A 22319-nucleotide genomic window follows, 5' to 3' on the forward strand; every position below is an offset into this window, starting at 1 on the left:
TCAAATGAAAAAAGGATTGTTGCTGTATATACTTATCAGCGCACAGCTGCTGGCTATAGGCCAGGCAAACAAGGCTGATACCCAGGCACCAAAAACAGACACTGCTGCCCCCAAAGCCAAAGGACAGGCTACGGCGCCTACCGGCGGACTTTTAATCAGACCAGCCACCATCGAATTCCGGCTGGCCAATGGCCAAACTTCCGTTGGCAAGGTGATTATCACCAACAAGCTGCCTGTCAAAAAGCAGTTTACTATCTACATCAACGACTTTGACCGCGACACCGTAGGTGCACACATCTACTCCCCTGCCGGCAGCACGCATCACAGCTGTGCCAAATGGGTGACTATGGATAAAACATTCGTGGAAGTAGAACCGGGTGAAACCATTGAAGTACCTGTAAAAATTGCAGCACCGCTGGATACCGCGGCTATCGGGGAAATGAAGTGGGCCATGCTGTTTTTCGAAACGACCCAGGAGCAGGTAGTAGAAGATGCAAAGGGTATGAAAACGAAGGTACATAACCGTATGCGGGTAGGTATCCACCTGTATCAAACCCCACCTGCGTTTACAGAAAGAGATGTGCAGATACTGGATTTCAAGCTGCCTACCGACAGTGCGCGCACCTGTAACCTGGTGTGTGAGAATACCGGGAAAATGCAGATAGAAGTAAACAGCTATCTGGAATTGTCCAATACATCTACCAATGAAAGAACGAAGGTGGACTTTCCACAATTCCCGATGTTTCCCGGGCAGAAAAGAGTGCTGAGCTTTCAGATACCCCAGACATTGCCCAAAGGCAAATATTCTATCATTGGCGTGGTAGATGCCGGCAGTGACATTCCGCTGGCTGCCGTACAGGAAAATGTGGAGTTCTAGCTGACGGCTAAAAATTCTTTAACCATAGCGACCGACGGCCATGGTAGCTGGCTATCCGGAACTGGCGTGCATATTTCACCCTTGTAATCCCCTTGCACGCCAGGCAGGATAGCCAGTTGACCATGCTGTTACGACCAGCTTATCAGCCAGGCGTATTGATTTTCCCCCAGTAAGTTTCGACTTTCACCAGTGTAATTCCCTTGTCAGGATTGGCGGCTTTGAACTCCTCCGTTCTGTCGCGCACCAGCTTAATACTCGTGGGTGATTGCGGAACAATCGTATATACCTCCGGGTTAGCAGCCGGGTTAAGCGTGAGTTTGAGATTAGCAAAGGTGAAATTGCCTTCCCTGACCAGTTTTGATCCCCGTCCCTCCATAAAAGTGCCATTATTGGCTCCTGTGAATACCAGGTTGGCAGGACCTTCTGTTACTTTAGGCAAAATTTCCTCTGTCAGTTGCTTTTTCAGTTGTTCTGCAAATGTCGCATCGGTTGCCTCAATGGTGATGGTCAGCGGATATTTGTCGTTTCGGTCCACCCGGCGCCAGCCTACTCCCTGTAACCCAATTACTTTAACCGTTACGCCTCCCTGGCGCTCCTCATTGAGTACACTGAGGGTGAGCACAGCTACCCCTTCCTTCACCCCACTAATCAGGATTTTGCGGCCTTCCAGTTTTGCGGCGGCGATAGTTTCATTGGAATTGGTGAGTTTAATTCCTGTAACGGCGGTATCCAGGATGGTGAGACTCGTGTCTTTACCGGCCCACACGCTTACATCGTAGGCACTGACAGGAATGATGGGTTTAACTTTCGGATCGTTTGAACATGCGTACAGCGTTACCATAGCAAATAGGCTACCTAAGCAATAATGGAGTCGATTCATGTTTTTTAAAACAGCGCTTTTGGTGATAGAAAATGGAATCCTTGTTTAGTCTAACGGTCAGGGTTACTTATAAGTTACACGATAGGTTTATTCACTTATTCGGCCCGCAGGTGCTGGATAGCGGCCGTCTTCCAGGTACGGAGTGTTTGCAGCAGCATCGCAGCGGTCACCAGCAGCACCAGCACAACAGCAGGTATGGCAATTAAGATGAAGGCAGGGCTAATATGATAAGCATAGCCAGCCAGCCACTTGTTCATACCCCACCATGCCACCGGCATCGCTATAGAGAGGGATAATATCATGGAGATTTTAAAGTCGCCGGAGAACAACCATACGATATCCGTTACGGAGGCGCCGAGTACTTTCCGGATACCTATTTCTTTACGCCGGAGCTGTGCGGCATAGGCCGTGAGTCCGAATATGCCGAGGCAGCACAGGCTGATAGCCACTATGGCAAAGCAGGCACTGATGCGGGCTACCTGTTGTTCGGTGGCGTATTGTGACTGATAGGCATCATCGAGGAAGCGGTATTCGAAGGCGAAACCGGGGTTATATTGTTCGGAGAAAGACTTCAGGGCGGCGAGCGTTTGCGCTTCCTGTCCAGCGGTAAGGCGGAGCAGGATGGTCTGCACCAGGTCATCTGCCTGGAACACCGTAGGTTGAATAGGTTCATGGAGGGACTGCCCGTGAAAGTTGGCGGTAACGCCAATGATTAAACGTTGCTGGTCTCCAATTTTAATCAGTTTACCGACGGGGTCCTGCAGTTGCAACGCACCTACGGCGGCTTTGTTGAGCATTACCTTTCCGCTGTCGCCAGCTGCGTTGCCGGTAAAAGTAGTGCCAGCGATCATGGGGATACCCAGCGTTTCAACGAGTCCTTTAGTGGCGTTTACATGGCTGAGCAGCAGCTTGAATGCCTTTCCTCCGGCGGTGATTTTAACTTCGGAGGCATGGATGGCAGTCATGTTGCCAACCATAGCGGCACTATTGATAATGCCCGGCACCTGCTTTACCGCTTCCAGGTAAGCGGGTATATTGGTAGCGATGCGGCCTTCTGCCTCGAAGGTGATCACCTGATCTTTATCGAATCCGGGGGATGTTTGTTGCAGGAAGTGGAGCTGGCGATACAGCACCAGCACGGCACAGAGCAATACCAGGGATATGGTGAACTGAAAGGCCAGCAAGCCTTTCCGGGCAAATAGTTCCTGCAGGTTCACAGGGAGCTTACCTTTCAACACGGCCACCGGCTTGAGGCCCGAGAGATACAGGGCCGGATAGCAGCCTGCCAGTAGTCCGGCAGTAAGCGGGAGTATGAGGAGGAGTATCCAGGTGTAAGGGCCCCGGAACAGGTATATTTCTTTTCCGGTCACCTGGTTAAAATATGGTAACAGCAGGATAGCAAGTAATAAGCCTGCCAGCGCCGACAGCATGGCTAAAGCGACAGACTCCAGCAGGAATTGCCGGATCAGGGAGCTGCGTGCAGCGCCCATGGCTTTGCGCACACCAATTTCTTTCATACGCCTGGAAGCCCCTGCTGTGGTAAGGTTCATGAAATTAATACATGCAATCAGGAGGATGAGAAGTGCAATCCAGGCAAAGAGTTTGATATAGGTAATGCGGCCGCCGGCGGCGCGACCATTTTCGTATAGGCTATACAGGTAGTTGTCTGCATAACTGGTGACGAACAGGTCCCGGGGCTGCTTGTTGAAGCTGCTGATCCAGGCGCTTAACTTTTTGTTGAAATCAGCAGGGTTGGTGCCGGGGCGTAAGGCCAGGTAGGTATGAAAAGGGCCGCCGGCGTTGCTGCCCTCCAGCGTGGCTGGTATCTGCATAATATCTTTGAAAACGGCAAATGGCAGTACCATATCAAACGTAATGCTGGAGATGGTGGGTACATCCTCGCTGATGCCGGTAACTACGGAGGTACGTTTCAGGTTCATCAGCTGCCAGGAGATTGTTTTTCCTATGGCGGCTGCGGGATGTCCGAATAAGGAGGTTGCCAGTTTCCGGGAGATGACAATGGATTGTTTGTCGGCCAGCACCTGCGTAGGCCGGCCTATCGTGAGTGGGTAAGAGAATAAGCGGAAGTAATCTTTTCCGGCAAAGATGGCGGCGGCCCGCACTGGTTTATCTGCTGCGGTAACTGCGACTTTGGGAAACCAGTTTTCTGGGGTGGTGGTTACTGCCATTTCTACTTCGGGGAACTGCGCCGGTAGTGTTTCGCCCAGGAGCGGCGATGTTTCCGGTGCCGTGGCGATGCTTCCTTCCTGGGTCCTGTTTTCCATCACCTGGTATAGTCTCCCTTGCGTGGCATGAAACCGGTCGGTTTGGTATTCAGCAATTACCCATCTGCTGATGAATAATACGGCAGCCAGTGCAATGGAGAGTCCGGCTACATTGAGCAATGTGAAGCGCGGGTTGTTGGACAGGTAACGGAAAGCAGTCAGCATCCAGGTTTTCAGCATGGCGGAAGAAGTTTTAACGGAGGCAGAAAAAAATATGCCGCGGCATTGACGTCTTACTATATAATAATTTACAAATTAATTATCCAAAATATATGTTCGGAAACGATACACATTTGTCCAGAAATGTTACAGTTACTAAATTTAACAAGTTGCAGAAGTTGGAGTAGTAATGAGAAAATATCCGTAATTTACGCTCCCCCTTAACAGGCAGCACTGCTGCCCGAACTACAACTGAAAATGTTACATGCTATGAATAACAGGTTTGGCAAGATAGCCATAACTCTATTGAAAACCGAAAAACGTGCCGCCCTCAAAAAATACTGAGATGATTAGATTTATTAGGAAGATTATTTTTGCCGGAGTACCTCCGGATGCGGGGAATCAGTATAACAGTGTGATCGTCATCAATGCGCTGGCGTTGTTGACTTCTATATTTCTGGCGGTGATTGGCAGTTATTTCTATTACCTGACTAACAGCATTTACCTGATTATTGGCGTAGCTGCCGAGTGTGTCTGTTTTGCGACTGTTATCTGGTTTAATTCCCGTCAGATTTATGAGTTTGGCACCCTGGGTACGGTATTAACACATACGGTGTTTGCCTGCTATTTCGGGGCTTTATTGGGCCCGGCCATGCCAGAGGCTTTGATTACAGCTTTCCTGCTGACATTCCTGATTGGTTCTTCTTTCTCGGTGTATAAGCGCTGGGGGGTACGAATTTTTTGCCTGGTGATTGCAATCCTGTTGTTTACTGCCATTGGCATTAACAGTACTTATATGTTGATAAAGCCGCTGGACCTCAGCTATGATGCATCTGCGGATATTAAGTTAATCTGTTGGATAGCCATGTTGGTGTTAATCGGATTCAGTACCTGGTTATTGATTAATCAGAATGACCGTTCATTGAAGGAGGTTTCGCGATTGAACCGGGAGAAGGCGTTGTATCATGCAGAAATCAATCATGAGTTAAGGAATACCATTCATACGATTGTCACTTTTGCGCAGCTGATTGACAGTGCTAAGCTCACGGCGGCGGAACAGCAGCATTTGATTACCTGTCTGAAAAGTTCTTCTGCCCAGGCGCTGGATATTATCAACAACGGGTTGCTATTGACCAAGATTGAAGCCGGGAAGGAGGAGGAATCAGTGGAAAGTGTGATAGAATTGCAATCGTTTTTGCAGGACAAGGTGAATATTTTTAACATACTGGGCAACCTGCAGCAAAAGAACATCGTATTAACCTGTGATGTGGAGGGGGCTATCAGCACCGACAGGCTGGCGCTTACCAAGATCGTCAACAACCTGTTAACCAATGCTATTAAGCATAGCAGTACCGGTGCCACCATCCGGATCACGGTGAGTAAGGAAAACGGGATGCTTACGATGAAGGTTTCCAATCCGGGTACCATCTCCAAAAGCAGGATCGCCAAATTATTTGAGCCTTTTGAATCGGCCAACCAGTCCAGGTTTGACAGTACGGGGCTGGGGTTATATATCACCCATTACCTGGTAATAAGATTAAAGGGAAAAATTACCGTTAATGCGGAAAATAATGTAGTATTGTTTACAGTTCAACTACCGGTAAAAGATGCTGCCAATATTACTGCTGCGGAAGAAGATAAAGTAGACTTCGACCTTACCGGTTTTAATATTCTCGTGATTGAAGATGACCTCATGAACCAGGTAGCGCTGAGTCGAACCCTGAAAGACAAAAACGCGACAGTAACGGTTACAGGTAGTGCTAATGAAGGGATTCAGCTGATGGACCAGAAGGTGCCCGACCTCATCATCACTGATCTGAACATGCCAGAAATGCTTGGCACGGACCTGATAGCCATTTTACGGAAAGATCTCCGGCTCCGAAACATTCCGGTCATATTGATCACCGGCCAGACAGCCGACTTACCTGCCAATAGTTTAAGCAGCGGCACTATCCGACTGCATAAACCTTTCAAGGTCAAAGAGCTGTATAGCGCCGTTCAGGCTCAGCTTCGCTGCTGATCTTAATTTCCTTTTACATTTCTCCCTACGGGCTTCCGCAGTAGCAGCAAGAATGATATATTTATCGTGGTACCAATCTTTGCTAACTGTGAATACTTTATTTTTCGAGCTGCGGCTCATCTGGAGATTTGTCAGGAATGACTTCTGGGATACTATTGTCCCTTGCTACACCACCTTTATTACCGCATGGATTTATGAGAACAGGCATTTACAGGATTTCCCCCTGGCCTTTCTCATGTGTACGATCTACACCATGTTGTATATTCTCACCTTTTGTGTGGCCAACCAGGTCAATTCGGTGGAGGAGGATGCCATCAACAAGCCTGACAGGCCCCTGCCGGCCGGACTGGTAAACAGACGGGGGGCCATCATCAGGCTACTGATCTACAACGTCTTCTTCATTATTGTAGCTTATCTATTTCATGTGCTGTTGTTTGCGATTGCATGGCAGGTAATTACGATCATTCTTTGCGGCTGGGGAAGCAAGCATTGGGTGACCAAGAACCTGATCTGTATTTCCGCGGGCACGGTAGCCCTGATGGGGGCTGAATGGCAACTTACTACTCCTACCATCAGCCACAACGTGTGGCAGTTCATCATCTTCCTTAGCATCTGGGCCGGCTTTGGCCTGCCGGTACAGGACCTGCGCGATCAGGTAGGCGATGCCGTTATGCATCGGAAAACGCTGCCCCTGCAATTCGGCGACCTGCTGTCCCGCAAAATGCTGTTCATTTATTTCCTCACGGTATCGCCTATACTCTACTACTTTGCGATCGTTAGCCAGGATAACTTTTCGGCCTGGGTAATTGCTTTGATAATAGCGCAGTATGTTTACCATGGCGTGGTGGCCTACCGGGTGATGCGGTTCAGAACGAGTAAGGCGGATGATAAAACGTATCACTACTTTGTGTACCTGTTTATTGCGACGATACCGGTGATATGCTTTTTGAAGTAGGCTTTTAACTCACCAGTAACGGAACCTTCGGTTCCGTTACTGGTGAGTTAAGATCTCCGCCAACGGCGGGGATCTTAACTCAGGAATTTAGGACCTGTTTTTCCAGGTCCGCAATTATCAATGTTTTCATACTGGTGTTAATATAATCTTCCGCTTCCGCGTAGGAGATTTCGTAATTGCGAGGGATGCTACGCAGGTGTTCCGGGAAGCGTTCCAGTTTTTTATCATAGAAGGCATCCAGCTGTGTACGCCCTGGCAGTTCGTATTTCAGTTTGAGCTGGAAACGACGCAGCAGCGCGGGATCTATCAGGTCGTAGAAATTGGTGGCGCAAACCAGGATGCAATCGTGCGGGAAGTAGTCGATCAGCTGCAGCAAGGTGTTAACGAGCCGGCGCATCTCTCCGGAATCGTGATCATCGGTGGAGCGCATTTTCCCGATCTGGTCAAACTCATCGAGGAACAATACAGCCTTATCGCGGATCGCCTTATCGAACACCATTTTCAGGTTGTGGGAAGTTTCTCCCAGCTTGGAAGACACGAGGGTGCTCAGGTTGAGGATCACGATGTTTTTATTCAGCGCGTTGGCAATTGCTTTGGCGGTGGTGGTTTTTCCGCAGCCTGATTGTCCGTGCAGCAGAATTTTATTATCTACCGGCAGCTCATATTTTTTAAGCTCGCCAATATACTTGTGTTCTTTTACCACTTGTTCCAGTGCAGCTTTATTGGCTTCACTGAAGAACACTTCCTCCAGGACAATCTTTCTGGGATCAATAATGATCAGATCAAAAATACTCATCTTAAAATATTACTGCCAGTCTGCTTTTTGTATTTCATATACAAAATTCAGCCGGTTAGGTTCTCCGTAGTAGGCTACTTCCTTTTCCGCCACCTTGGTGGCACCAATACGGCCAATGGCCATTTGGGAGCGGACGTTGGTAGCGCCGATATGGAAAACCACGGTGTCTACATAATTAAATATATAATCGAGCATCAGCTTTTTTACTGATGGATTGATACCCGTGCCCCAGAACTTGGTGGCATAAAAAGTATAACCGATCATGATACTGTTTGCTGAAGCGTCGTAGTCATAAAAGCGGGTGCTGCCTGCAATTTCTCCGGTGGCGTTATCGATAATTTTGAAAGCACCACCGCTGGCCAGTGCCCCGTCGAAGAAGCTACGGAATACCTCCCGTTTGTACCGGTCTTTATTGGGATGTTGCTCCCAGATGGCCGGGTCGGAGGCTACAGCGAATACCGCTTCGAAATCTGCTTCCTGTAAGGGAATCAGCGTGGCTTTATCGTTTGACAGGGTGGGTTGTATGGAGAAATTCATTTGCACGGTGTTTTAATCCTGAGTGGCAAAGGTACGAACGTTGTCTTAAATGCGAACGATTACCCACTGTCAGGGGCCGGGCAAAAAAACGGGTAGTATAGCACTGCAAGGCGTTATACTACCCATGAATAAAGAATTCGTTTAGCCGAGTACGTGATGCGCCAGTACTTTCTGTACCTCGTATACATCTACAGATTTATTAAACTGCTTTACTATGCTGGGATGCAGTTCACTGGACACCCATATTTTCAGTTCAGCGTCCAGGTCAAAGGTGCCGGCTGTTTCTACGCTGAAGCGGGAAATGCTTTTATAGGCGATACTGATATATTCCGTTTTACTGCCGGTGATCCCTTGTTTATTGACCAGGATCAGGCGTTTATTGGTAAACAGGAATACGTCCCGGATGAGCTTAAAGCCCATCTGGATCTGCTCTGAATCAGTCAGCAGCCTGGAATATTCTTTCACCAGCTGTTCCTGACTTACGGCGCCGGCATTGCCCAGCAGCCCGGAAAAAAGTCCCATGTGTAACGTTGATTTAGGGGGGAAAGATAGATAATTTCGTACATTCGGAAGATACGTTTATTGTTACCTGATTTATGCTGACAACCAAAATCAACCCACGTGGTGCCCTGTTACTTTTTATCTGCCTCTTGCTGACCCAAACCCTGGCTGCCCAGCAGTTACCAGCGTCCGTAAGGTATGCCTCCGGCAGAAAGGTGATGAAAGACCTGAGCACCATCCTAAGCCCCGAGGGCGTACAGGAATCCTTTGCAGCTCCCATTGGTGGCCTGAAACAATGGGTAACCGTTCGGGGGCAGGACTCCAGTAATCCGATTCTTCTTTTCGTGCACGGAGGCCCGGCCTCTCCCCTGGCGCCGGTGAGCTGGATTTTCCAGCGGCCGCTCGAAGACTATTTTACAGTGGTACAATACGACCAACGCGCATCCGGTAAAACCTACCGGCTCAATGATACCACCGGCCTCGGTGCTACGATCAAAGTTCAAAACTACGTGAACGACGCTGTGGAGCTGGCCACCTACATCTGCAAGAAATACAACAAGAAAAAAGTGATACTGGCAGGCCATAGCTGGGGCACCATAGTAGCGATGAATGCTGCCCTCCAGCGGCCCGATTTGTTCTATGCCTATGTAGGCATCGGACAGGCAATCAATGTGATGGAGAACGAGCGGCTGAGTTTCGAGTTTGGCGTAAAAGAGGCCACCCGCCTGAAAAATGACACGGCCCTTCAGGAAATGGCTACTATTGCGCCCTATCCCGGCAATCAGCCGGTAACGAGGGAGCGTATTATTATCGCCCGTAAATGGCCACAGTATTATGGCGGACTGGCCGCATACAGGGCTGAACCTAATTACTTCTATAGTGCGCCTTACCTTTCTCCTGAATATGCCCCCGAGGATGTGCCGGCGATCGACTCCGGCAGCCTCTTTACGCTGGACCGGGTGATGGCGGAATTCCTGGCCACGGATTTCAATCATGTGAAATCCTTCCCTATTCCTGTGTTTATGTTTATGGGGAGACATGATTACACCACGCCCAGTGAACCGGCCAACAGATGGATTCACACCGTGAAAGCACCCTATAAGAAAGGAATCTGGTTCGAGCACTCCAGCCACCTGATTCCGCTGGAAGAGCCAGGGAAGTTCCTGATCTCCCTGGTGGAATATGTGCGGCCCCTGGCCAATAAATAATCCGGGATATATTTTGCCGTTACAAATAGTCTATATACTTTGTAGACTATTTGTAACGTTTTATAAAATCCCGCGTATGTCCAAACAGCAATTACATTTCGATACCTTACAGGTACATGCAGGCTACCAGCCCGACCCCACCACCCATGCGGCCGCAGTGCCCATATACCAAACCACCTCTTATACGTTTGACAGCGCCGAACACGCGGCGGACCTGTTTCAGCTGAAGCAATTCGGGAACATCTATACCAGGATCATGAACCCCACAACAGACGTGTTTGAAAAGCGGGTGGCGGCCCTCGAAGGCGGCGTAGGTGCGTTGGCGGTAGCTTCCGGACAGGCCGCGCAGTTTATTGCCCTGCATAATATATTGCTGCCGGGCGACAACTTCATCACTTCTTCCTATTTATATGGTGGCACCTATAACCAATTTAAAGTGAGCTTTAAACGTATAGGCGTTGACGCGAGATTTGCGGACCTGGATAACCCGGAGAGCTTTGAGGCGCTGATCGACGAAAACACCAAAGCGCTGTACGTGGAAACCATCGGTAACCCAGGCTTTGCCATTCCTGACTTTGAGAAAATCAGTGCCATTGCGCGTAAGCACGATTTGCCACTGATAGTAGACAATACCTTCGGAGCCGCCGGTTACCTGGCAAGGCCACTGGAACATGGCGCCAACGTGGTAGTGGAAGCTGCCACCAAATGGATCGGCGGGCATGGTACCAGCATCGGCGGGGTGATTGTGGATGGCGGTAACTACAACTGGGGCAACGGTAAGTTCAAACAGTTCAGCGAGCCTGATGATGCCTACCATGGCATGAAGTTCTGGGAAGTATTCGGCTCTCACAGTCCCTTTGGCAATATCGCCTACATCATCCGGGCACGTGTGGCGGGCCTGCGGAGCTGGGGCCCTGCCCTGGCACCACAAAACGCTTTCAATTTCATCCAGGGACTGGAAACCTTATCCCTTCGTGTACAGCGTACCGTAGATAACGCCCAGGCGCTGGCAGAATGGCTGGAGCTGCAGCCGCTGGTAGCATCGGTGAACTATCCGGGTTTACCTGGCAATAAATATCACGAACTGGGTAAAAAATACCTCCAAAACGGTTTTGGCGGAGTGCTCAGCTTTAAGATTAAGGGAGGCCGCGAAGCGGCAGATAAATTCGTACAGTCGTTGCAGTTAATCTACCACCTGGCTAACGTGGGCGATGCTAAAACGCTGATCATACACCCGGCCACCACTACCCATCAGCAGCTGAGTGAGGAAGAACAGCGTAAAGCCGGTGTGGAACCAGGATTGCTGCGGATATCGCTGGGGATTGAGCATATTGAAGATATTAAGAATGATATTACACAGGCATTTGCGCAGGTAAGCTAAGTATCAGTCTTTTTTTGTTTCCCTGCTTGAAAAAGCGCCTTCGGCACTTTTTCAAGCAGGGAATTTTATTTTCCCTCAACGGAGGAGAATAAAATGACCTGATTGTGCAGGTGACCAGTGCATTAAAAGGTGCCAGCCTGATGTAATAGTTCCATGAGTGGTAGGGATCAACAATGGAAAAAGCTTATTTTAGAATCAAAAAATGAAACGCCCCTTCCTGATCCTTTGCTTTTCAGTAATTTATCAATGTAGTTTTGCCCAGTCGCAGGAAGATGCCGTGAAAGCCGGTGTCAACAAGCTTTTTACAGCTATGCGTAATGCCGACAGCGCTAAGCTGATATCCTGCTTTACCGAAACGGCGGTGATGCAAACCATTACCAAGAGTAACACTGTACGTGCTGTTTCCGTCAGTGAATTTGCCGGTAGTATTGCCAGGCTCCCTGCCAATGCGGCTGACGAGCGCATTTCCTTCTCCCAGATACATATAGACGGCACGCTGGCCAGTGTATGGACGCCCTATCGATTTTATTTCAAAGGACAATTCAGCCACTGCGGAGTTAATTCATTTCAACTGATTAATGAAAACGGCACCTGGAAAATTCAATATATCATTGATACCCGTCGTAAAGACGACTGTGTGCCCGAAGAAAGTGTATCATCTCCCAAATAAAAATCAGAACAGCGATAACTGTACTTCCCCTTTGGCGGTACCAAAAACGTGTTGCACCTCACGGTAAAACGCTGCCTCATGCTGACCTTCGTGCACGTGCAGGAAAAAGTAGATTTCTTCCAGGCCTTGTTCGGTCCATTCGTCCAGCTTGTCTTTCCAGTTGAGCAGCCGCTGCATATCCAGCGGATGACCACCCTGTGTCACAAAGCGGAGAAATAGCTTGGGAACGGTGAGCGCCATATGAAGGCAGTCGCGGCGACCCGGCGTATCCGTTATAACCGCACCCATACTATGTTCCCGGAGGGTATTCATGAGCTCATTGAGTTCATATGGCTGTCGGAACCAGTCCGGATGCCGTACCTCCACAAAGAAATCAATGTCTTCCGGCAAGGAGGCTAAATACGTATATAGATTCAGTTTACGGGCAGGCGAAAAGGACTCGCTCAGTTGCAGAAATGCAGGTCCCAGCTGGTTACCGAAGGCGCGGATACCATCAATAAACGCATTGGTTTCTTCTGCGGCATTAAGCAGCGAACTATGGTGACTGATGGCCTGTGGGAATTTCGGGCAGAACATAAATTCCCTGTTCTTCACTTTCTCCATCCACTTGCCGATTTCTTCGGTACTGTAGATTTTGTAGTGGGTGGCATTGAGCTCTACACAATCAAACAGCCGGCTGTATTCTGTGAGTTGGTGGTTGGCACTGGTCCCTTTGGGATATAGGGTGCCGTTATATTCCTTGCGGGTCCAGCCGGAGGAGCCGAAACGGATCCTGCCCTCGCCGGACCCGTTTTTCAATACTTTTCCGGTGATGGGATGGTCAGCCGGTAATTCCAGGTTGAGCTGATCATATTTCGCCCAGTTAGCGCCAAAATCCATGTTATAATTTTCCGAAAGACTGTATAAACTCTTCAGCTACTCCTTCAGGGTTAGCTCTGGTAGTCCATTCCAGCGGTTTATCATAATATTCCAGTTCATGTATGAGTACCGGAATATGCTTTCCAAATTTCTCATTAATCACACCGTTGCTAAACAGTTCACTTACACATTCAATGATGACTTCTATGAACTCGTCATTGAATGCGTTTGCTTTTTGCAGGAGCTGTTCAAACAGTTCATCATCCTCTTCTGCGTCGAGGTTTTGCTCTTCGGAGTAATAATGCGGTGAGGAGGCAAACCAGGCGGCAAGCTGATCGTCATCTTCCCCACCTATTGCTGCTACATCATTTTGCAACCAGAAGGCATAGTTCCACTTTGCCTCCGCTTCGCTGGAGGCTGCCGGAATCTGGGAAATAAAATGGCTGTTGGTGTTATAGCTCAAAATCACCATAGGATAACGTGCTTCGTCATCCTGGGCAAGATACCAGCACGACAGTGCGTAGATATCTGGTACTTCATTATCCGGGATGCTGCGAATGCCCGCTTCCAGCATTTTGTATGTTGCTTCTTTGAATCGCTTCATCTCATTCATATGCGTGCGTGATCCTGCAATAATAAGTTTTTTCCTAACACGGCAACGGCTTTGCTACTGCTCTTTTTTCACTACTCTAAAGCCGAGGTTGCTGAAAGAGGCCCGTGGGTGCAGGGTTCCGATATCTACCGAGTTAAAAAAACTACAGGAATTTTTACTGCACCACCAGGAGCCACCGCGTGCGTGCACCTGGGTTGCGCCTGGTTTATCGAGCATTGTATGGCCTTCGCAATATTCGAATACGTTACCGTAGACGTCGTATAGGCCCCAGGGGTTGGGTTTGAATTGTGCTACCGGCGAGGTATACATATATCCGTCGGCGGTATCAGCGGTCAGGTGATTTGGTCCGAGCCACACGTTGGCGTATTGCGACACGTCATCGCGCTGCTCGCCCCAGAAATACCGGGTAGTAGTACCTGCTCTGGCAGCTACTTCCCATTCATCCAGGGTAGGCAGCCGGCAGCTGCTCCACTGGCAGTAGGCCTGTGCATCCGTGTAGCTGATGCAGGTGACGGGATGGTCCATTTTTTCGGAGATATCCCCTCTGCTGATACCGTTGGGAAAGAGCCAGGATGCAGTACTATCCTCCAGCCAGCGGAATTCTTTGAGGCCGGGTTCAAACACCAGGGCGTTGTGACGGCGTTCCGCGTCGGTAATATAGCCGGTGGCGTTCACAAAGGCGGCAAACTGCGCATTGGTGATTTCGGTGGCGGATATACGAAAAGCGGATAGCTTAATTTTGCGCTGTGGGTTTAAAGGGAAATGCGGTGCACCTACGGTGTACGTACCTGCGGGAATGGTGATGAAATTCTGGGCGGCCACTTGTGCCACCATACAACTCCAAACCAGTCCCAGCAAGTATTTCATTATCTTTTATTGTTTTGGTAGAAATCAGTAACGCGCTGCAATATAAGTGCTTCATTGGCGCTGTTGTAGTCCAGGTAAGCCTCATAACCCGCATTTTCGCTGTACAACTTTTTCCAGGAAGCCGATTTGATAAACGGTTCGTACTTGTTTTGCTCCATCAGCTGAAGAAAAACGGTGAGGATATCAAGGTCCTTCTTATCTCTCTTATAAAAATCTACTAAAAAAGGAATCAATTGAACAGCATTCATGTCGATGATGGCGGTTTTATAGTTACAACCGATACGATTGCTGCGCAGGGCGGACTCCTTTATCAGGGCGCAAACGCTGTCTTTATGCTCCACCAGAAAATCGCCTTGTCTTTTACTCCAGATGTAATCGTTAAACGGGCTGGGGATGCGGGCGAATATCTTTTTATGTTCCTCTTCAATGGGCGGAATCACATCACAGTTTTGGGCGTATGTTTCCGCGTGAATCATATGGTAGGTGAATTTTTCGCGTAGACTGAGTGTGAGGTAATCTTTGGAGGCGAGGGCTTCTGCCTCTTCGCTGTCCGGGTTTATTTTGGCGATCAGGTCTTTTACTTTAGCGAGGCCATAAGGGGGAATGGATTTCTTGTAGCGGGCCTCATGATAGGCCAGGCTTTCCTTGCTTGGTGTAATGTAGTCCTGGGCTAACAGGTTACTCATAGGCAACAGGGACAATAGTCCTAATAATACAGATTTCATTCAATGATAGAATAGTGAAACCTAAAATTAAGGATTTGTAAGGGATTAGCGCCCTTCCTGCTACCAGGAAGGGCACTAATTTATTCTTCTGAAAGAGATTTAACGACAGCCAGGGCTTGTGGCCATACTTTTTCAAAGTAATCTTTGTATTCGTCGGTAATATCCACGCTGATATTGAGTCGCGTGCCACCATCTTCCTCTTTGAGTTCGTAGTTTTCCATGGCGCCCACCCAGTCTTTGGCTTTTTCGTCTGTAACGGTTTCCTGCCCGTTCAGGATCATTCCCAGGTGGCGGATGGACATAAATTTTTCAGGAATGTTGTCAACAATTTCGGCTACCATTCCTTCATCGTTTTTATTAAGGAACAGTACCCGGCTGCCTTTTTTCCAGTCTGTTTCAGCGCGGGAGCCTTCGCTGAAGGGGGCCGTCCAGAGTGGATAGGAATCTTCGTCCCAGAGCACGTCCCACACGATGTGCGGGGTAGCATTGATGTGTACGGTGTAGTGCATTTTTTCCATGATCTGCGGTTTGTTTTTTTTAGATAACAATGATCTGCGGACGGAGTTCATTAAACGCAAACATCCGGAAGTAAATTACTTCCGGATGTTTTACAAAGTCGTTTGCAATGACTTATTTGGTCAGCATAGGCTGATACTTGTGTCTGTTTTCAATGATCACCCAAAGGTTCACCAGCATCAGTACACCGGCGATTGGCAAGCCAGACGGGGCATTGAAGATATTGGTGAGCAGTACACCTACCATTACCGGGAGGATAATGATGGCCCCCAGTGCCCTGGTTTTAGCTGGGATGAAGAGGATGCCGCCAACGATTTCAACCACGCCAACGAGCGGCATCAGCCATTCGATTTGCATGAAAGCAGTCATCAGTTTTACGAGTTCAGCCGGCATATCTTTAGGCACCGGCATGTAGTTCAGGAATTTGTTGAGGCCGGCATTGATGTACATCAGTCCGAACAGGAGGCTGACCACAAACAGGATTTTGTTTTTCATAGAAGTTAATTATACGTTGATAACATTTATGCAGTCGGGATCAATCCGACTGCATAAATGTAAACATCTTTATTTTTTTTGTGCGGCAAATTTTTCGTCCAGTTGTTCCATGGCCATGGACAAGCCTTCTTTGAAGCCCATTTGAATGGTGGCTTCCAGGTCTTCCAGTTTTTCGTAGGTGATTACAAATTCCACAATGGTTGTATCTCCCTGGTTGTGGAAGGTTACTTTCCAGTTGGCCTGGGGCATACTGGTGTTGATAGCTCCTTCCGCGTCGGTGAAGGCGTCCTGTACATCAAAGCTTTGCTGGGGTGTAACGGCATTGTATCTGGCGATGGCCCAGTGCTCCTCCCCTTGCGGGCCTACCATGGCGTACAGCCATTGTCCGCCCGGGCGGAAATCCATTTCTTTGGTGCGTGCCTTCCAGGGGCGTGGCGCCCACCATTGGTCAAGATATTCACTTTTCGTATAGGCGTCCCATACCATGGATACAGGAGCATCAAATTCGCGTTTGATCAGGATGGATTTCCTTTCCTTATCGACGATAAAATCGAATGTGAGGTTAGTTCTCATGTCTTTGCTTTTTTATTGTTAAAAGAACTTTGTCCAGCTCATTAAAGCGATCTTCCCAGATCTTCCGAAATTGTTCCAGCCATTTGTCCACCTCTCCCATTTTGGTGCCATTCAATTCATAGATGATTTCACGGCCTGATTGTGCCGGTGTCACCAGGTCGCATTCCGCCAGTATCTGCAGGTGTTTTGATACTGCCTGCCGGGTCATGTCGAAATGTGCGGCAATGGCGTTTGGCGTCATTGCCTGGGCGGCTATCAGTAGTATAATAGCCCGCCTGGTAGGGTCAGCTATCGCTTGAAATACATCTCTTCTCATGATAAAAAAATTAAGCAACCGTTCAGTTGCAAATATAAGCAACTGATCGGTTGCGCAAAATATTTTTTTTAGGGAGAATAAAATGAAATTGGTTTTTATATTTGCACAATCGATTTAGCAAATATTCATTATCAACCAGCGTTATGAAAAAAACGATTCTGTTACTTGCCCTGGCAGCCTTAGGTTACAGCGCAACAGCGCAGCAAAAGGCGGACAATAAAGCTAACGGCTACACCAGAGGCGGAGATGGTTACGGCGTTACAGCGCAACAAAAGGCAGACAACTTTTCCGGTAACCCAATATTTCCCGGATGGTATGCTGACCCGGAAGCGATGGTGTTTGGGAAAACCTACTGGGTATACCCCACCTACTCTGCGGCGTATGAAAAGCAGGTATTCTTTGATGCCTTCTCTTCTCCCGACCTGGTACACTGGACCAAACATTCACGCATACTCGATTCCAGCGCGGTAAAATGGGCTAAATACGCGATGTGGGCACCTTCTATCATAAAGAAAGACAATCAGTACTTCCTGTTCTTTGGCGCCAACGATATTCAAAGTGATTCCGCCTACGGCGGTATAGGCGTGGCCGTAGCCAGCAAGCCGGAAGGCCCATTTAAGGACTATCTGGGAAAACCGCTGGTAGATAAATTTTATAACGGCGCCCAACCAATAGACCAATACGTATTTAAGGATAAAGACAACCAGTATTACCTCATCTACGGCGGTTGGAGACATTGCAATATTGCGAAACTGAAAAGTGATTTCACTGGTTTCCTGCCTTTTGAAGATGGCAGCACTTTCAAAGAAATTACACCGGATAAATATGTGGAGGGCCCTTGCATGTTCCTGAAAAACGGCAAGTATTATTTTATGTGGTCAGAGGGCGGCTGGACAGGTCCCAACTACTTTGTGGCCTATGCAATTGCGGATAGTCCTACCGGACCTTTCAAACGCATTGGCAAAATTCTCCAGCCCAACCTGGACCTGGCTAACGGTGCAGGACACCATTCCATCATTCATAATGCCAAGGCTGATAAATGGTATATTGTATACCACCGCCGCCCGAAAACTGAGACACACGCAAATTCAAGGGAGACCTGCATAGAGGAGCTGTTCTTTGATAAAGATGGGTTGATCAAACCGGTAGAGATTACCACCAAAGGTGTGCAGGCGCAAAAGTTATAACGTTGTAATTATTCCGATAAACAGAAGGATATACCCCGCAGCAATCTGCGGGGTATTATTTTTAAACAGACGCCTGTTGTGCCTGTAATACCTTTTTTATAATTACGATCTGCCCCAGGTGGTAATGCGTATGTTCTGCTAATCCTACCAGGTTGCGAAAGTAGTTGCCATATTTCTCGGCCGTAAAATGTGATTCCAGTACACCGTCTTCCAGCTGTGAGATAGCAGTATGTAATTGTTCCGCCTCCTGCAGCGCTTTTTCCAGCAAAGCCTTCCATTCAGTTTCTGAAGAGATGGCCGGTGTTTCCCAGCTTTGCTTATCGCTTGCCACCAGCTCGCCGCCCTGCAATACTTTACGGATCGGCTCCATATAATAAGTCATGTGGTACACGAGGGCCGCAATGGTATTGAGGTCATACAGCTTAGTGGTGGCCTGCTCCCAGGTAACATCTGAGAGGGTATCACGGAAGTTGACGGTAGTCCAGTTGCCACCGAAATAAACTTCGCGGTTGTGCTTCGCTAATTGATTGATGATGGACATGTGGGTTCATTTTACAACAATAAAAATAGGGAGAATTTAGTGCCGTGCGGCATTAAATTCTCCCTGGATAAAAATATTAACGGTGTCAGCAGCTGGCTGGTACAGGAATATCATTTACGGCAATCAGCTTGTCTAACCGGATCACGATGCCGGTACTCATACGCATATACTCTACTTTTTCGTAGGTATACAAATCCTCAATGATCGCAGTAACTTCCTGCTGCTGACCATTTTCATCATAGTAATCAATTTTACAATCCACATGCAGGGTAGCCCAGGCTTCCAGGCGGTCGTAATAATTGCAGTCAATAGGCTGATAAGGTTGTGGGGATGCGCTCATAAGGATAAAATTTACGTGAATACAGGTTTCCGTGTAGCCTTCGCTGTTAGTCCGTCACGATCCCGGTGCTGCTCTTTGCTTCCAGTAGTTTGGCGGCAGAGAATTTGATTTTACTGGCAGTCAGCCCTTTCACATCTTCGGCGGTAATCACTGCCGGTTCATTTGCCAGGTTAAACTGCAGCCCTTTGAGTTGAATCGCGGCGGCATCTTTCAGCACTACACCTTTTTTTGCGGTAAAGGTACTATTTTCCACGGCGATATTGGTGACTGCCATCTCCGGTAAGCCCCGTACAAAAATGGCGATATTGGCGCCCTCGCAGGTAAGATTACTGAAGTGCATATTTTTAAATACCGGTGTGCCCTCATTGAATCCGGGTGCTACTTCCCGCTTGCCATCGGTGGCGAACTTCACGAAGTAGTACATATCAAAGAATACTGCTTCCTGGCGGATGTCCTTCATGCTTACATTTCTGACGAAGATATTTTCCACCACGCCACCACGGCCACGGGTCGATTTAAAGCGCAAGCCTTTATCAGTACCATTGAAAATACAGTTTTCCACGAAGATGTTGCGGGCACCGCCGCTCATTTCACTACCGATCACAAAGCCACCATGGCCTTTGTAGATAATGTTATTCCGGATAATACCGTTTTCTGTAGGCTTGCCCCTGCGGCGGCCTTCCTCATCTTTACCCGATTTGATGCAGATAGCATCATCGCCTACGTCGAGGGTACAGTCTTCCACAATGAAGTTGCGACAGGATTCAATGTCCATCCCATCCCCATTTTGTGCGTACTCAGGATTCTTTGTTTTTACACCGCGGAGTATTACATCCTCACTCAGGAGCAGGTGCAGGCACCATGCCGGCGAGTTTTGGAACACTACTCCTTCCAGCAGTACTCTTTTGCAATTGTTCAGTACCACGAGATTAGGGCGCAGGAAATCTTTCATCTCTTTGAAAGCCTCCAGGGATTTACCAGGCGTAAGCAGCATACTCGCGTTCTGCTCTTTTGCCCGCCGGAACTGTTCACTGGGGTACCATTCCGTGGTATCTTTATTATACACACCGGGGCCTTCCAATTTCTCTTTCCATTGTGCCGGTGTCATCTGCCATTTGGCTACTGCGCGCCATGCATCGCCATTGCCATCGATGATACCCGCGCCGGTGATGGCGATATTTTCCTGGTTGGTGGCCCAGATGGGCGACTGATTTCGGGCCGCGGCGCGGCCTTCATAAAATCCCTCCACAATCGGATACTGTGATTTGTCCGTTGTAAACACCAGCATGGCCGATTTAGCCAGGTGCAGGTTTACATTGCTTTTCAGCTCCACAGGCCCTGTGAGCCACAGGCCCGCAGGCACCAGCACTACGCCGCCGCCATTGCTGCTGCAGGCGGCAATAGCTTTGTTGATGGCCTGCGTGTTGAGAAATACCCCATCTGCCCTGGCGCCATGGCGCAGGATGTTGATCGTATCGGCCTTAAATGAAGTGGTTTTTACTTTGGGAAGATTATCCCATGAATACTGTGCAGTAGCTACCTGTGCCAATTGTAGGGCACAGGCCATGGTCAGAAGTGTTTGCTTAATCATTTCCGGAAATAGGTCTGTTCTTAATAACGTGTTAAATACAATATCTGGTTGGCCTAAGATATTGCATACATTCCAGAAACTCAAAATTATCGGATATCAGGTATTAATCACCTCGCCTCCATTGGGGTGCATTACCTGGCCTGTCATGTAGCTGGCATCTTCAGATGCCAGGAAAACGAAGCAGGGCGCTACTTCCGCCGGCTGGCCCGGCCGCTTGAACGGTGTTTGCTTACCAAACTCCTTCATCTCTTTATCATCAAAGGTAGCGGTGATGAGCGGGGTCCAGATGGGACCAGGCGCTACTGCATTTACCCGGATGCCTTTTTCTGCCAGCGACAGGGCGAGCGAACGGGTAAAGGCGACAATCGCCCCTTTGGTGCTGGAGTAGTCCAGCAAATGATCACTGCCTCTGTAAGCCGTTACAGAAGCGGTGTTTACAATGGCTGCCCCTCGTTTTAAATGCGGTAAACAGGCCTTTACCATGTAAAACATGGAATAGATATTTGTCCGGAAAGTGGTATCCAGCTGGCCTTGCGAAATATTTTCAATGGCATCCTGCGGAAACTGTATGCCGGCATTGTTGACTAAAATATCCAGCTGCCCGAATTGTTTAATAACTTTTGCTACTGATTGTATACAGGATTTTTCACTGCTTACATCCATTTTTACCAACATGGCCGACCTGCCTTTGGCAGCTACCAACTCAGCCGTTTTTTCAGCGTCCTCTACTTCGGTATGATAGAAAATGGCAACCTCTGCTCCCTCCCTGGCGAAATGCACGGCCACAGCGCGACCTATACCACTATCGCCCCCCGTGATGATGGCTACTTTTCCTGTCAATTTCTTTACCTGGGAATCGTATGGCCGTTCGTACACCGGCTGCGGATGCATTTCTTCTTCCGTATTGGTATGCTTGCTTTGCTTTTTCTTTGCCATAGCCAACGTTTTAAGAAATGCTGTATCAAAAGAAATCAGCTTCCTTTTGATACAGCTTCCTGTTTAAAGTTTATCAATCCAGGACTTCAGCGCGTCTTTTGTTTGCCCTGTTTTTTGCTGAATGCGGCCCAGCAGTTCATCTTCTTTACCCTCTTCATACAGCAGATCATCATCCGTCAGATCCGCATATTGCTGCTTGATTTTACCTTTCAGCTCATTCCAGTTACCTTTTAATTTCAGGCTAAAACTGCTTGTTTGATTTTCCATAGCTTTTGTTTTTTTGTTGAGAGATGTAAGTACAGGAACAAAATCCGGTCCAGGCCGGATAGCGCTGGTTCAGGGGCAAAAGCGGGGAATTGCAGGGACAATCCGTAGAGCCGCAATGCTTGCGGCTATCCGCTCCGATCCTGCTGATGAAAGGGTTTAAAGCGAGGAGCCTCAACATTGCGGCTCTTCGGGTGAACCCCGCTGATTAATAAGATCGAAGCGTAG

The 22319-nt window shown here is 48.4% G+C and carries 25 protein-coding genes; 7 read left to right on the plus strand and 18 right to left on the minus strand.

Features of this window, described 5'->3' with window-relative positions; genetic code table 11:
• Positions 1–4: 4 nt before the first annotated feature.
• Positions 5–877, plus strand: coding sequence for a hypothetical protein (locus KW844_RS08570; protein ID WP_218376301.1), 873 nt, complete (start codon positions 5–7; stop codon positions 875–877).
• 142 nt (positions 878–1019) lie between these two features.
• Here the strand turns inward: KW844_RS08570 and KW844_RS08575 are convergent, their stop codons facing one another.
• Together KW844_RS08575 and KW844_RS08580 are read right to left on the minus strand one after the other, a co-directional pair.
• A complete protein-coding gene (locus KW844_RS08575; protein ID WP_218376302.1) occupies positions 1020–1757 on the minus strand; it encodes a hypothetical protein in 738 nt (245 codons plus the stop codon).
• Positions 1758–1852: 95 nt separating this feature from the next.
• Positions 1853–4222: an ABC transporter permease gene (locus KW844_RS08580; protein WP_218376303.1), complete on the minus strand. Its 2370-nt coding sequence runs from the start codon at positions 4220–4222 to the stop codon at positions 1853–1855.
• Positions 4223–4547: 325 nt separating this feature from the next.
• Between KW844_RS08580 and KW844_RS08585 the strand changes: the two genes are divergently transcribed.
• Positions 4548–6221 (plus strand): hybrid sensor histidine kinase/response regulator, encoded by a 1674-nt coding sequence (locus KW844_RS08585; RefSeq protein ID WP_218376304.1) that lies wholly within the window; start codon positions 4548–4550, stop codon positions 6219–6221.
• A gap of 88 nt (positions 6222–6309) precedes the next feature.
• Entirely contained in the window at positions 6310–7176 is an 867-nt protein-coding gene (locus tag KW844_RS08590) for a UbiA family prenyltransferase (RefSeq protein WP_218376305.1), read from the plus strand.
• A 79-nt stretch (positions 7177–7255) separates the two neighbouring features.
• Here KW844_RS08590 and KW844_RS08595 read toward each other — a convergent pair whose 3' ends face one another.
• From KW844_RS08595 to KW844_RS08605, 3 genes are all read right to left on the minus strand, one after another.
• Positions 7256–7972: an AAA family ATPase gene (locus tag KW844_RS08595; RefSeq protein WP_218376306.1), complete on the minus strand. Its 717-nt coding sequence runs from the start codon at positions 7970–7972 to the stop codon at positions 7256–7258.
• 9 nt (positions 7973–7981) lie between these two features.
• On the minus strand, positions 7982–8509 hold the full coding sequence (locus KW844_RS08600) for a GNAT family N-acetyltransferase (RefSeq protein ID WP_218376307.1): 528 nt from the start codon (positions 8507–8509) through the stop codon (positions 7982–7984).
• A gap of 141 nt (positions 8510–8650) precedes the next feature.
• The gene (locus KW844_RS08605; protein WP_218376308.1) at positions 8651–9031 is read right to left on the minus strand and encodes a PH domain-containing protein; all 381 of its coding nucleotides are present in this window, start codon (positions 9029–9031) and stop codon (positions 8651–8653) included.
• Positions 9032–9105: 74 nt separating this feature from the next.
• Between KW844_RS08605 and KW844_RS08610 the strand changes: the two genes are divergently transcribed.
• The 3 genes from KW844_RS08610 to KW844_RS08620 all read left to right on the plus strand — a co-directional run bounded on the left by KW844_RS08610 (position 9106) and on the right by KW844_RS08620 (position 12269).
• Positions 9106–10218: an alpha/beta fold hydrolase gene (locus KW844_RS08610; protein WP_218376309.1), complete on the plus strand. Its 1113-nt coding sequence runs from the start codon at positions 9106–9108 to the stop codon at positions 10216–10218.
• 76 nt (positions 10219–10294) lie between these two features.
• Entirely contained in the window at positions 10295–11599 is a 1305-nt protein-coding gene (locus KW844_RS08615) for an O-acetylhomoserine aminocarboxypropyltransferase/cysteine synthase family protein (RefSeq protein WP_218376310.1), read from the plus strand.
• 202 nt (positions 11600–11801) lie between these two features.
• Positions 11802–12269 (plus strand): nuclear transport factor 2 family protein, encoded by a 468-nt coding sequence (locus KW844_RS08620; protein ID WP_218376311.1) that lies wholly within the window; start codon positions 11802–11804, stop codon positions 12267–12269.
• Positions 12270–12272: 3 nt separating this feature from the next.
• Here KW844_RS08620 and KW844_RS08625 read toward each other — a convergent pair whose 3' ends face one another.
• From KW844_RS08625 to KW844_RS08660, 8 genes are all read right to left on the minus strand, one after another.
• Positions 12273–13148, minus strand: a complete 876-nt coding sequence (locus tag KW844_RS08625; RefSeq protein WP_218376312.1) for a DUF72 domain-containing protein — start codon at positions 13146–13148, stop codon at positions 12273–12275.
• Position 13149: 1 nt separating this feature from the next.
• On the minus strand, positions 13150–13731 hold the full coding sequence (locus tag KW844_RS08630) for a hypothetical protein (protein ID WP_218376313.1): 582 nt from the start codon (positions 13729–13731) through the stop codon (positions 13150–13152).
• Between the two features lie 63 nt (positions 13732–13794).
• Positions 13795–14607, minus strand: a complete 813-nt coding sequence (locus KW844_RS08635; RefSeq protein ID WP_218376314.1) for an SUMF1/EgtB/PvdO family nonheme iron enzyme — start codon at positions 14605–14607, stop codon at positions 13795–13797.
• A complete protein-coding gene (locus KW844_RS08640; protein WP_218376315.1) occupies positions 14607–15332 on the minus strand; it encodes a hypothetical protein in 726 nt (241 codons plus the stop codon). Before KW844_RS08640 ends, KW844_RS08635 begins: the two co-directional genes overlap by 1 nt.
• Before the next feature lie 80 nt (positions 15333–15412).
• On the minus strand, positions 15413–15850 hold the full coding sequence (locus KW844_RS08645; protein WP_218376316.1) for an SRPBCC domain-containing protein: 438 nt from the start codon (positions 15848–15850) through the stop codon (positions 15413–15415).
• A gap of 112 nt (positions 15851–15962) precedes the next feature.
• Entirely contained in the window at positions 15963–16343 is a 381-nt protein-coding gene (locus tag KW844_RS08650) for a DoxX family membrane protein (protein ID WP_218376317.1), read from the minus strand.
• Between the two features lie 69 nt (positions 16344–16412).
• Positions 16413–16916, minus strand: coding sequence for an SRPBCC domain-containing protein (locus tag KW844_RS08655; protein WP_218376318.1), 504 nt, complete (start codon positions 16914–16916; stop codon positions 16413–16415).
• Positions 16906–17232, minus strand: a complete 327-nt coding sequence (locus KW844_RS08660) for a helix-turn-helix transcriptional regulator (RefSeq protein WP_218376319.1) — start codon at positions 17230–17232, stop codon at positions 16906–16908. Before KW844_RS08660 ends, KW844_RS08655 begins: the two co-directional genes overlap by 11 nt.
• Before the next feature lie 143 nt (positions 17233–17375).
• Between KW844_RS08660 and KW844_RS08665 the strand changes: the two genes are divergently transcribed.
• Positions 17376–18419 carry a glycoside hydrolase family 43 protein gene (locus KW844_RS08665; protein ID WP_218376320.1) on the plus strand — a complete coding sequence of 348 codons (1044 nt, stop codon included), beginning with the start codon at positions 17376–17378 and terminating at the stop codon, positions 18417–18419.
• Positions 18420–18480: 61 nt separating this feature from the next.
• Here the strand turns inward: KW844_RS08665 and KW844_RS08670 are convergent, their stop codons facing one another.
• The 5 genes from KW844_RS08670 to KW844_RS08690 all read right to left on the minus strand — a co-directional run bounded on the left by KW844_RS08670 (position 18481) and on the right by KW844_RS08690 (position 22094).
• The gene (locus KW844_RS08670; RefSeq protein WP_218376321.1) at positions 18481–18960 is read right to left on the minus strand and encodes a DinB family protein; all 480 of its coding nucleotides are present in this window, start codon (positions 18958–18960) and stop codon (positions 18481–18483) included.
• Positions 18961–19045: 85 nt separating this feature from the next.
• Positions 19046–19300, minus strand: coding sequence for a hypothetical protein (locus KW844_RS08675; protein ID WP_218376322.1), 255 nt, complete (start codon positions 19298–19300; stop codon positions 19046–19048).
• A 46-nt stretch (positions 19301–19346) separates the two neighbouring features.
• A complete protein-coding gene (locus tag KW844_RS08680) occupies positions 19347–20867 on the minus strand; it encodes a glycoside hydrolase family 28 protein (RefSeq protein ID WP_218376323.1) in 1521 nt (506 codons plus the stop codon).
• A gap of 120 nt (positions 20868–20987) precedes the next feature.
• A complete protein-coding gene (locus KW844_RS08685) occupies positions 20988–21827 on the minus strand; it encodes an SDR family oxidoreductase (protein ID WP_218376324.1) in 840 nt (279 codons plus the stop codon).
• A gap of 63 nt (positions 21828–21890) precedes the next feature.
• Complete coding sequence (locus tag KW844_RS08690; protein ID WP_218376325.1) at positions 21891–22094, minus strand: CsbD family protein; 204 nt, start codon at positions 22092–22094, stop codon at positions 21891–21893.
• Between the last annotated feature and the right edge of the window lie 225 nt (positions 22095–22319).

Source organism: Chitinophaga sp. sic0106, assembly GCF_019219075.1.
Taxonomy (GTDB): Bacteria; Bacteroidota; Bacteroidia; order Chitinophagales; family Chitinophagaceae; genus Chitinophaga.